Annotated in this window: 10 protein-coding genes; all 10 read left to right on the top strand. The window is 70.9% G+C overall.

Features of this window, described 5'->3' with window-relative positions:
- Positions 1-245 precede the first annotated feature (245 nt).
- The 10 genes from ftsZ (at position 246) to ACODR5_RS07940 (ending at position 11,143) form a co-directional block, all read left to right on the top strand.
- Positions 246-1,415, top strand: a complete 1,170-nt coding sequence (gene ftsZ, locus ACODR5_RS07985; RefSeq protein ID WP_460816592.1) for a cell division protein FtsZ — start codon at positions 246-248, stop codon at positions 1,413-1,415.
- Between the two features lie 2 nt (positions 1,416-1,417).
- The gene (locus ACODR5_RS07980; RefSeq protein WP_488983262.1) at positions 1,418-2,101 is read left to right on the top strand and encodes a YggS family pyridoxal phosphate-dependent enzyme; all 684 of its coding nucleotides are present in this window, start codon (positions 1,418-1,420) and stop codon (positions 2,099-2,101) included.
- Between the two features lie 34 nt (positions 2,102-2,135).
- On the top strand, positions 2,136-2,591 hold the full coding sequence (locus tag ACODR5_RS07975) for a cell division protein SepF (RefSeq protein ID WP_488983259.1): 456 nt from the start codon (positions 2,136-2,138) through the stop codon (positions 2,589-2,591).
- Positions 2,592-2,700: 109 nt separating this feature from the next.
- Positions 2,701-2,949 carry a YggT family protein gene (locus tag ACODR5_RS07970; protein ID WP_449854554.1) on the top strand — a complete coding sequence of 83 codons (249 nt, stop codon included), beginning with the start codon at positions 2,701-2,703 and terminating at the stop codon, positions 2,947-2,949.
- Between the two features lie 127 nt (positions 2,950-3,076).
- Positions 3,077-3,667 carry a DivIVA domain-containing protein gene (locus ACODR5_RS07965; RefSeq protein WP_488983258.1) on the top strand — a complete coding sequence of 197 codons (591 nt, stop codon included), beginning with the start codon at positions 3,077-3,079 and terminating at the stop codon, positions 3,665-3,667.
- Between the two features lie 10 nt (positions 3,668-3,677).
- Positions 3,678-4,397, top strand: a complete 720-nt coding sequence (lspA, locus tag ACODR5_RS07960; protein ID WP_488983257.1) for a signal peptidase II — start codon at positions 3,678-3,680, stop codon at positions 4,395-4,397.
- Positions 4,397-5,317, top strand: coding sequence for an RluA family pseudouridine synthase (locus tag ACODR5_RS07955; protein ID WP_488983256.1), 921 nt, complete (start codon positions 4,397-4,399; stop codon positions 5,315-5,317). Before lspA ends, ACODR5_RS07955 begins: the two co-directional genes overlap by 1 nt.
- Positions 5,318-5,378: 61 nt before the next feature.
- Positions 5,379-5,954 (top strand): GNAT family N-acetyltransferase, encoded by a 576-nt coding sequence (locus ACODR5_RS07950; RefSeq protein ID WP_488983255.1) that lies wholly within the window; start codon positions 5,379-5,381, stop codon positions 5,952-5,954.
- Between the two features lie 35 nt (positions 5,955-5,989).
- Complete coding sequence (dnaE, locus tag ACODR5_RS07945; protein ID WP_488983254.1) at positions 5,990-9,502, top strand: DNA polymerase III subunit alpha; 3,513 nt, start codon at positions 5,990-5,992, stop codon at positions 9,500-9,502.
- A 72-nt stretch (positions 9,503-9,574) separates the two neighbouring features.
- Positions 9,575-11,143 (top strand): hypothetical protein, encoded by a 1,569-nt coding sequence (locus ACODR5_RS07940; protein WP_488983253.1) that lies wholly within the window; start codon positions 9,575-9,577, stop codon positions 11,141-11,143.
- Positions 11,144-11,155: the final 12 nt, after the last annotated feature.

Here is an 11,155-nt window from a genome sequence, read left to right as displayed (position 1 = left end):
CCCCTCGGTTGCTGAACGGAGCGGCGGAGCCGCGGAGATGAAGCGACCACCGCAACCGCGTCGGCGCGCGGCACGCAATCCGGGTGGGAAGCGCGACACGCCCCGGTCCAATCCGAACGCGATCCGCTGGCCCGCTTACCTTCGGAGAAGGGAAATACATACCGGGCAATTCTTTAACGTTCAGGTTGAACGTGAAGGTTGACCGCTCGGGATGAGAGCCAGGGTTCGCACAATCGGAGGCCGGCATGAGCCAGAACCAGAACTACCTCGCCGTGATCAAGGTCGTCGGCGTCGGCGGCGGTGGCGTCAACGCCGTCAACCGCATGATCGAGCTGGGCCTGCGCGGGGTCGAGTTCATCGCCGTCAACACCGACGCGCAGGCGCTGCTCATGAGCGACGCCGACGTCAAGCTCGACGTGGGCCGCGAGCTCACGCGCGGCCTCGGCGCGGGCGCCGACCCGGAGGTGGGGCGTCGCGCGGCCGAGGATCACGCCGAGGAGATCGAGCAGGCCCTCGCGGGCGCCGACATGGTCTTCGTCACGGCGGGCGAGGGCGGCGGCACCGGCACGGGCGGCGCGCCCGTGGTCGCGCGCATCGCCAAGTCCATCGGCGCGCTCACCATCGGCGTCGTGACCAAGCCGTTCTCCTTCGAGGGTCGCCGCCGTCAGCAGCAGGCCGAGACGGGCGTGGCTGCGCTGAAGGAGGAGGTCGACACGCTCATCGTCGTGCCGAACGACCGCCTCCTCGAGATCAGCGACCGCGGCATCTCGATGGTCGAGGCCTTCGCCACGGCCGACCAGGTGCTCCTTGCCGGTGTGCAGGGCATCACCGACCTCATCACGACCCCCGGTCTCATCAACCTCGACTTCGCCGACGTCAAGAGCGTCATGCAGGGCGCCGGATCCGCGCTCATGGGCATCGGCTCCGCCCGCGGGGCCGATCGCGCCATCAAGGCAGCCGAGCTGGCGGTCGAGTCGCCGCTGCTCGAGGCCTCGATCGAGGGCGCGCACGGCGTGCTGCTGTCGATCCAGGGCGGATCGAACCTCGGCATCTTCGAGATCAACGACGCCGCGCAGCTCGTCAAGGAGGCCGCCCACCCCGAGGCCAACATCATCTTCGGAACCGTCATCGACGACACCCTCGGCGACGAGGTGCGCGTCACGGTCATCGCGGCCGGCTTCGACGGCGGCGAGCCGCAGACGCGGCTCGACGTGCCGTCGCTCGCGGCCCGCCCCGCCGCCCCCGCGGTCCCGGCCGCGGCGGCTGCCGCCGATCCGGCCGAGCGCGCCGAGGGCGCGGCGCCGAAGGACGAGCGCGAGAGCGTCTCCGTCGCGGCGGCGCCCGTGGTGCCCGACGCGAGCGGCTTCGACTCGGCGTTCGACGAGGACCTCGACATCCCCGACTTCCTGAAGTGACCGTGCCGGATCTCGCCGCCCGCCTCGCAGACGTCGACGAGCGCATCGCCGACGCCGCGAGGGCGGCCGGGAGGGATCCGGACGAGCTGACGCGCATCGTCGTCACCAAGTTCCATCCGGCCGCCCTCGTGCGCGAGCTGCATGCGCTCGGCGTGCGCGACGTGGGGGAGAACCGGCAGCAGGAGCTGACGGGCAAGACCGAGGAGTGCGCGGACCTCGCGGATCTCCGCTGGCACTTCATCGGCCAGGCGCAGACGAAGAAGGCGAAGGCCATCCGCCGTGCCGCCTCGGTCGTCCACTCGGTGGACCGCGAGAGGCTGGCGGATGCGCTCGAGGCGGCGGGCGAGGGCATGCCCACCCTCGACGTGCTGCTGCAGATCAACCTCACCGACGATCCCGGCAGGGGCGGCGTGGCGCCCGAGGGCGTCGAACCGCTCGCCGAGCACATCCTGGGGCTGTCCACGCTGCGTCTGCGCGGCGTCATGGCGGTGGCACCGCTCGACGAGCACCCCGCCGCGGCGTTCGCGCGGCTCGCGGGATACGCCGAGCGGGTGCGCCGGCTCGCGCCGGAGGCCACGTGGCTCTCGGCCGGGATGACGGCGGACTTCGCGGAGGCGATCGCCGCCGGCGCGACACACCTGCGCATCGGCACGGCAATCACGGGGGCGCGGCCCGACCGGGCTTAGCCTCGAAGACAACGAGCACCTTACGGAGGACGCGATGGCGAACCCGCTCAAGAAGACGATGGTCTACCTCGGCCTGGCGGACGAGGAGGAGTACGACGAGGCCGCCGAGCCGCAGGCACCCGTGCGCGCCGCGCGCGAGGATCGCCACGCCCGCGACGAGGAGGTGCCCGCCCCCGTGACGCCGATCCGCCGCCCCGCCGTGGTGCGCCAGCCCGCGTCGGCGCCCGTCACCGAGATCGTCACGGTCCACCCCAAGCAGTACCGCGACGCGCAGACGATCGCCGAGCACTTCCGCGACGGCATCCCGGTGATCATGAACCTCTCGCAGATGAGCGACGCCGACGCGCGCCGCCTCATCGACTTCGCGAGCGGTCTCTCGCTCGGCCTCTACGGCCGCATCGAGCGCGTCACCAGCAAGGTGTTCCTGCTCAGCCCCGAGAACATCGCGGTCTCGGGCGACGGCGCCATCACCGGCGACGACGCGCTCTGAGCGCCGTCGCCTCCGGGCGGGCGCGCCGGGCATCCGGTCGCGCCCGGGATAGGCTCATCTCGTGATCGCGCTCGTCTTCACGCTGCTGAACCTCCTCGTCCTGCTGTACATGCTCGTGCTGTTCGGGCGGCTGATCCTGGACTACATCCCGCTGTTCAACCGCGAGTGGCGCCCCAAGGGCGCCATGCTCGTGATCGCGGAGGCGGTGTACACGGTCACGGACCCCCCGATCCGCTTCCTGCGCCGGTTCATCCCGCCCCTGCGGGTGGGCGGTGTCGCGATCGACTTCGCGTTCGCGATCACGATGTTCCTGTGCATCATCCTGCTCTCCGTCACGAGCGTCCTCGCCGGCGTCTGAACCCGTTCTCGGATTCGCGTCTGGGGTACGGCTCCCGGCATGGTCCGGTTATGCTTGCTCGAGACTGAAGCCGCGGGCTCGACCCCGCGGCCCTCCGACTGTCTCTGATCGAAAGAGGTCCCTCCCCATGGCACTCACCCCGGATGACGTCGTCACCAAGCAGTTCCAGCACGTCCGGTTCAAGGAGGGGTTCGACCCGGATGAGGTCGACGACTTCCTGGACGAGATCGTCGTCGAGTGGCGCAAGGCGCTCGAGGAGAACGAGCGCCTGAAGGCGCGCGTCGCCGAGCTCGAGTCGGGCGCGACGCCCGCGGCCCCCGCGGCCGAGGCTCCGAAGCCCGTCGAGACGCCGCAGCCGGCCGGGCCCGCCGAGGCGCCGCAGGCGAACGCCGCGACGAGCGCCGTGAGCATCATCGAGCGCGCGCAGCGCCTGCACGACGAGCACGTCGCCGAGGGCAAGGCCGAGGCCGAGAAGCTCGTCGCGGACGCACGCTCGCAGGCCGGCGAGATCATCGCCGACGCCGAGCGCAAGCAGCAGGAGATCCGCGTGCGCCTCGAGAACGAGCGCAAGTCGCTCGAGTCGCGCATCACGGAGCTGCGCGGTTTCGAGCGCGACTACCGCGCCGAGATGCGTTCGTTCTTCGAGACGAAGCTGAAGGACCTCGAGAGCTCGAGCACCGCGTCGTCGTCGACGCCGGTCTCGGCGATCGGTCTCTGAGCCCGGCCCGTTGAGCGGCCGAGCCCCCCTTCGCACGGCGGCGGCCGGCGCCCTCATCGCGATCCTCGCGGTGACGGTGCTGGCCGCCGACCAGTTCTCCAAGCACCTCGTCCTGCAGTCGCTGGAGCCCGGCACCACGGTGCCGGTGGTCGGCGACGCCCTGCAGTTCGTCCTCGTCTTCAACCCCGGCGCCGCGTTCTCGCTGGGTGAGGGCGTCACCTGGATCTTCACGATCGCGATGGCGGTCGTCGCGGCCGCGATCGTCTACGTCGCCGCCACGCGGGTGCACTCCCGGCTGTGGGCCGTCGTGCTCGGGCTGCTGCTGGGGGGAGTGCTCGGCAACCTCGCCGACCGACTGTTCCGCGATCCCGGCTTCGCCGTCGGGCACGTGGTCGACTTCATCCTCACGCCCTGGATGTGGTTCTGGGCGCCGCACCCGGCGATCTACAACGTCGCCGACATCTTCATCGTCGGCGGCATGGCGGCCGTCGCGCTGCTGCTCGTGATCGGGCTGGAGCTCGACGGCACGCGCGGCGAGAAGGCGGCGGACGGCGGCGGCGCTCCCACGGCCGACGACGGCGGCGACGACGCCGGCGAGGCCGCCGCGCGCCCGGCGGTCGAGACGGTCGAGGGCGACGCGTCGGCCCCCGCCGCGGCCGATCGCGCCGCGACGGATCGGGACGACGCGGTCGATCGGGTTCCGGCGGACGCCGCGGGAGACCGGGACTGATGGAGTCCCGCAGGCTTCCCGTCCCCGACGGGCTGGACGGCACGCGCGTCGACGCGGCCCTGGCCAAGATGCTCGGCTTCTCGCGGACCTTCGCGGCGGAGGTCGTCGAGGCCGGTGGCGTGCAGCTCGACGGCGCGGTCGTCGCGAAGTCGGATCGCGTCACGGCGGGCTCGTGGCTCGACGTCGAGTGGCGGCCGAAGGAGGAGCCGCGCGTCGTCGCGGTCGAGGTGCCCGAGCTCGGGATCGTCCACCAGGACGACGACATCGTCGTGGTCGACAAGCCGGTGGGCGTCGCCGCCCATCCGTCGCTCGGCTGGGAGGGCCCGACCGTGCTCGGCGCGCTCCTCGCAGCTGGGGTGCAGGTCGCCACGAGCGGCGCCGCCGAGCGGCAGGGGATCGTGCATCGCCTCGACGTGGGCACGAGCGGGCTCATGGTGGTCGCCAAGACCGAACGCGCGTACACGCTGCTCAAGCGCGCCTTCAAGGAGCGCACGGTCGACAAGGTCTACCACGCCGTGGTGCAGGGGCATCCGGATCCGCTGGTCGGCACGATCGACGCGCCGATCGGGCGACACCCCAGCCACTCGTGGAAGTTCGCCGTCACGCCCGACGGCAAGGACTCCGTGACCCACTACGAGACGATCGAGGCCTTCCCGGGCGCCTCGCTGCTCGAGATCCATCTGGAGACGGGCCGCACGCACCAGATCCGCGTGCACATGGCCGCCCACCGGCATCCGTGCGTCGGCGATCCGCTCTACGGCGCCGACCCGACCATGTCGGCGCGCCTGGGACTGACGCGCCAGTGGCTGCACGCCCACCGCCTCGCCTTCGACCACCCCGCCACGGGCGACCGCGTCGAGTTCGCATCGCCGTACCCCGCCGACCTCCAGGACGCCCTCGACATCCTCCGCGGCGAGTAGCACCGCGCGCGAGCGTCGGCGGCCCGTTCCGGATGTCGCAGGCGGCGGGCATGATGGCGGCATGGTCATCACGACGCGCCCGGCGACCGACTTCGAGGGCGTGCGCGCGCTGGTGGGGCCCAAGCGCCCCGACGCGAACGTGTGCTGGTGTCTGAGTCACCGGGTTCCGGCGAAGCTCAACCGCGAACTGGTCGGGCCGGCCAGGGCCGAGTTCGTGCGCGCCATGTGCGAATCGGATCTGCCGCCGGGCGTGCTCGCCTACGACGGCGACGAGCCGGTCGGCTGGGCCGGTGTCGCGCCGCGCGCCGACACCCAGTTCGCCCGCAGCCGCACGATCCCGCACGTCGACGATCTGCCTGTCTGGACCGCGTGGTGCTTCCGCGTGCGCCCCGGGCACCGGCGCAAGGGCGTCCTCGACCGCCTGCTCCGGGGCGCCATCGCCTTCGCCCGCGAGCGCGGCGCCCCCGCGCTGGAGGGCTACCCGGTCGACAACCGCGGCGAGCGGGTGGACCAGACGATGGCGTTCGTGGGCTTCCGCGACATGTTCGAGCGCGCGGGCCTCACGAAGGCCGCCGACACGACGTCGGTCTCGGGCGGGTTCCCCCGCGTCGTCATGCGCCTCGACCTGCGCCGCTGAGCCGCGGTGTCGGAGGTCGAACCTAGACTCGATCCATGGCCTCCGACTCCTTCGTTCACCTGCATGTCCACAGCGAGTACTCGATGCTGGACGGGGCGGCGAAGCTCGGGGCGATGACGCAGGCGGCGGCCGATTACGGCATGCCGGCGATCGCCGTCACCGACCACGGCAACACGTTCGCGGCGTTCGAGTTCTACCGGGCCGCGCAGTCCGCGGGTGTGAAGCCGATCATCGGCCTCGAGGCGTACGTCACCCCCGGCACGCACCGCACCGACAAGACGCGCGTGGCGTGGGGAAGCCCCGACCAGAAGAGCGACGACGTCTCGGGCAGCGGCGCGTACACCCACATGACGATGTGGGCCGAGAACACCCCCGGCATGCACAACCTGTTCCGGCTGAGCTCGCTGTCGAGCATCGAGGGGTACTACTTCAAGCCGCGCATGGACCGCGAGCTGCTGCAGACCTACGGCAAGGGCCTGATCGCGACGACCGGCTGCCCCTCCGGCGAGGTGCAGACCAAGTTGCGTCTCGGCCAGTACGACGCCGCGCGCCAGGCGGCCGCCGAGTTCCAGGACATCTTCGGCAAGGAGAACTACTTCGCCGAGATCATGGATCACGGCCTCGACATCGAGCGCCGCGTGATGACCGATCTGCTGCGCCTCGCGAAGGACCTGGGCATCCCGCTCGTGGCCACCAACGACTCGCACTACACGCACCAGCACGAGGCCGACGCCCACGCGGCGCTGCTGTGCGTCCAGTCCGGATCGACGCTCGACGACCCGAACCGGTTCAAGTTCGACGGCGACGGCTACTACGTCAAGACGGCCGCCGAGATGCGTCAGCTGTTCCGCGATCACCCGGAGGCGTGCGACAACACGCTGCTCATCGCCGAGCGGTGCGACGTCGAGTTCGACACGAGCGCCAACTACATGCCGAAGTTCCCCGTGCCCGACGGGGAGACCGAGGAGAGCTGGCTCATCAAGGAGGTCGAGAAGGGCCTCCACTACCGCTACCCGAACGGCGTGCCAGACCGCGTGCGGCAGCAGGCGGACTACGAGACCGGGATCATCCTGCAGATGGGCTTCCCCGGCTACTTCCTCGTCGTCGCCGACTTCATCAACTGGGCCAAGGACAACGGCATCCGTGTCGGCCCGGGCCGCGGTTCGGGCGCCGGGTCGATGGTCGCGTACGCCATGCGGATCACCGACCTCGACCCGCTCGAGCACGGCCTCATCTTCGAGCGCTTCCTCAATCCGGACCGCGTCTCGATGCCCGACTTCGACGTCGACTTCGACGACCGCCGCCGCGGCGAGGTGATCGACTACGTCACCGACAAGTACGGCGACGAGCGCGTGGCGCAGATCGTGACGTACGGCACCATCAAGTCGAAGCAGGCGCTCAAGGACGCCGGCCGCGTGCTCGGCTTCCCGTTCAGCATGGGGGAGCGGCTGACGAAGGCGATGCCCCCCGCCGTCATGGGCAAGGACATGCCGCTCGACGGCATGTTCAACCCCGAGCACCCCCGCTACAAGGAGGCCAGCGAGTTCCGCGCGCTCATCGAGAGCGACCCCGAGGCCAAGACGGTCTACGACCGCGCGGTCGGCCTCGAGGGACTGAAGCGGCAGTGGGGCGTGCACGCGGCGGGCGTGATCATGTCGAGCGAGCCGCTCATCGACATCATCCCGATCATGAAGCGGGAGCAGGACGGCCAGATCGTCACGCAGTTCGACTACCCCGCGTGCGAGGCCCTCGGCCTCATCAAGATGGACTTCCTGGGGCTGCGCAACCTCACGATCCTTTCCGACGCGCTCGACAACATCCGGGCCAACCGCGGCGAGGAGGTCGACCTCGAGCACCTCTCGCTCGACGACCGCGAGGCCTACGCGCTGCTGTCGCGCGGCGACACCCTCGGCGTGTTCCAGCTCGACGGCGGGCCGATGCGCTCGCTGCTGCGCCTCATGAAGCCGGACAACTTCGAGGACATCTCGGCCGTCATCGCCCTGTATCGGCCGGGCCCCATGGGTGCCAACTCGCACACGAACTACGCGCTGCGCAAGAACGGGCTCCAGGAGATCACCCCGATCCATCCCGAGCTCGAGGAGCCGCTGCGCGACATCCTCGACACGACCTACGGCCTGATCATCTATCAGGAGCAGGTCATGGCCATCGCGCAGAAGGTGGCGGGGTTCAGCCTCGGACAGGCCGACATCCTGCGCCGCGCGATGGGCAAGAAGAAGAAGTCGGAGCTCGACAAGCAGTACGCGGGCTTCTCGGGCGGCATGAAGGAGCGCGGCTACTCCGAGGGCGCCATCAAGGCGCTGTGGGACATCCTGCTGCCGTTCTCGGACTACGCGTTCAACAAAGCGCACTCCGCCGCATACGGCGTGGTGTCGTACTGGACCGCGTACCTCAAGGCCCACTATCCGGCCGAGTACATGGCCGCGGTGCTCACGAGCGTCGGCGACTCGCGCGACAAGCTCGCGATGTACCTCAACGAGTGCCGCCGCATGGGCATCCGGGTGCTGCAGCCGGATGTGTCGGAGTCGATCGGCTTCTTCTCGGCCGTCGGCGACGACATCCGCTTCGGCCTCGGCGCCATCCGCAACGTCGGATCGAACGTGGTCGACGGCATCGTCGCGGCACGCAAGGACGGGCCGTACACGAGCTTCCACGACTTCCTGAGCCGCGTGCCGATGCACGTGGCCAACAAGCGCACGGTCGAGTCGCTCATCAAGGCGGGCGCCTTCGACTCGATGGGCTCGACGCGGCGCGCCCTGCTGGAGGTCCACGAGCAGGCGGTCGAGGCCTCGGTCGATCGCAAGCGGAACGAGGCGCAGGGGGCGATCGGCTTCGACTTCGACAGCCTGTGGGACGAGCCCGAGACGGCGCAGAAGGTGCCGGAGCGCCCGGAGTTCACGAAGAAGGACAAGCTGGCGTTCGAGCGCGAGATGCTCGGCCTCTACGTCTCGGATCACCCCCTCGCCGGGCTCGAGGTGCCGCTCGCGAAGCACCGCAGCATCACGATCCACGACCTCATCGCCTCGGAGGATCTGCAGGACGGCGACCAGGTGACGGTGGCGGGTCTCGTGACGAGCGCGCAGCATCGCGTGGCCAAGTCGAGCGGCAACCCCTACGGCATGATCACGGTCGAGGACTTCGAGGGCGAGGTCACCGTGATGTTCATGGGCAAGACCTACACCGAGTTCCAGCCGATCCTGCAGCAGGACTCGCTCCTCGTCGTGCGCGGCCGCGTGTCGCGGCGTGACGACGGCCTCAACCTGCACGCGCAGTCGGCCTTCGTCCCCGACGTCGGCGGACTCGAGGCGTCCGGGCCGCTGACGCTGCTGCTGCCGGAGCAGCGCGCCACGGAGCGGCTCGTCCTCGAGCTCTCCGAGGTGCTGCAGCGCCACGCCGGCGACACGGAGGTGCGGCTGAAGATGCACCGCGGCAGCTCGGCCAAGGTGTTCGAGGTGCCGCTGCCGGTGCGGATCACGGCCGACCTGTTCGGCGACCTCAAGTCGCTGCTCGGGCCGCAGTGCCTCGGGTAGTCCTCCCCGTCGACGCGTCGGCGGTGGCGGTTAGGATCGAAGACGGAACGCTCGACGATCAGAGGGAGACCCGTGTCCGAGAACAGTGAGGTCGCCGCAGGCGGCGTGCCCGGCCTGTGGAAGTTCACGCTGCGCGAATGGATCGTCATCGGGACGGGTCTCGTCCTGCTGATCCTGTCGTTCTTCAGCGTCATCGACGGCGACTACGCGCCCATGTGGGGCCAGGGGCTCGTGCAGATCGCGGCGCTGCTGGCGCTGATCGCCGCGACCGCGCTGCTGGTCGTGCGCCGCCTCGCGCCCGGCGTGAAGCTCCGCCTCGGATCGCTCTCGGTGGACCAGTTCGCCTCCGTCGCGTTCGTCTCGTACGCGATCGTCGCGTGGCACTCGCTGCTGTTCATCAGCGTGCTCGGCGCCCAGCTCGGAGAGCTGATGTCGTTCTTCGGGCCGGGCGAGGCCGTGCTGTCGGCCGGCTGGGCCGCCTGGGTCTCGGCGTTCGTCGCGCTCGTCGGCGTGTTCTTCACCGTGCTCGCCCCGCTCGTGCCGCCGTTCCGCGCCGACTTCGACGGTCGCGAGGAGGTGCCCGCCCCGCGCGCCGCGCGTCCCGCGCGCCCCGTCGTGCAGAAGCCGCGCGCGCCCAAGCCGGAGCAGGGGCAGCAGGGCGCGTGGCCCGGCTACGGCGCCCCCGGGCAGCAGCAGGGCGGCTACCCGTACGGGCAGCAGCAGCCCGGCGCCTACCCCTATGGCCAGCAGCCCCACGGCCAGTACCCGCCCCAGGGTCAGCCGTATGCCCCGCAGCCCTATGGCCAGCCGGGCCAGGACCAGCAGTTCGGTCAGCAGCCCTATGGTCAGCAGCCCTACGGGCAGCCCGGCCAGGAGCAGCAGCCCCCGCAGCCCCACGGCCCGCAGTTCGGCCAGCAGCCCTATGGGCAGCCCGGCCAGGACCAGCAGGGCCAGCAGTACGGGCAGCCCTCCGGCGCGCCCCAGCCCTATGCTCAGCAGCCCTACCCGCCGCAGCAGGGCACGCCGCCGCAGGCGCACGAGCAGGGTCAGCCCGCGCCGGGCGCGCCGCACGGCGGCAACCCGTACGTCGCCCCGACGGCCTCGCAGCCCGAGATCGACGAGGTGACGGAGGCGCCGGCCGACGCCGATGCCGCTCGTTCCGCGCGCGCTCACGCTGGATCCGACATCGAGGCGAGCCTCGGGCTCGCGCCGGCCGAGGACGAGGCGCCGTCGTACCGCCGCACGAGCGGCGAGCCCGCGAGCGAGCCGGTGGACCCGCTGGACGCCGAGACCGTGATCCGAGGCAACGGCGAGAGCGCTTCCGATGAGACGGCGCAGGCCGTGGCCTCCGTGGCCGCCACCGAGGAGCCCGCGCCGGCCCCGGAGGCGGGCGAGCAGGCGCCGGCCGATGGGCACGCGCAGGGCAGTCCCGCATCGCTGCCCGTCACGAACAACCAGCCGTTCTGGGCGCTCGCGCCGGTGGAGCGCGACGTCGTGGACGAGAACGGCACGCCGCTGTTCCGCATCGGCCCGACCGCATGGGCGCTCGTACTCGAGGAGCGCGGCGACGTCTTCGTGGTGCGCCACGACGACGGACGCGTCGGCTACCTGCTCGACACCAGCGGCGTCACGCGCGGCTGACCCGCGAGGAGC

This window comes from Microbacterium sp. FG3 (assembly GCF_057809335.1).
Note: the sequence above shows the minus strand (reverse complement) of the source record. Positions and strands in the feature narration are given on the sequence as shown.

Excerpts from the sequence above, each read along its gene's own strand:
- ftsZ (WP_460816592.1), top strand. The coding sequence starts at position 246 with ATGAGCCAGAACCAGAACTACCTCGCCGTGATCAAGGTCGTCGGCGTC.
- ACODR5_RS07975 (WP_488983259.1), top strand. The coding sequence starts at position 2,136 with ATGGCGAACCCGCTCAAGAAGACGATGGTCTACCTCGGCCTGGCGGAC.
- ACODR5_RS07970 (WP_449854554.1), top strand. The coding sequence starts at position 2,701 with ATGCTCGTGCTGTTCGGGCGGCTGATCCTGGACTACATCCCGCTGTTC.
- ACODR5_RS07965 (WP_488983258.1), top strand. The coding sequence starts at position 3,077 with ATGGCACTCACCCCGGATGACGTCGTCACCAAGCAGTTCCAGCACGTC.
- ACODR5_RS07955 (WP_488983256.1), top strand. The coding sequence starts at position 4,397 with ATGGAGTCCCGCAGGCTTCCCGTCCCCGACGGGCTGGACGGCACGCGC.
- ACODR5_RS07950 (WP_488983255.1), top strand. The coding sequence starts at position 5,379 with ATGGTCATCACGACGCGCCCGGCGACCGACTTCGAGGGCGTGCGCGCG.
- dnaE (WP_488983254.1), top strand. The coding sequence starts at position 5,990 with ATGGCCTCCGACTCCTTCGTTCACCTGCATGTCCACAGCGAGTACTCG.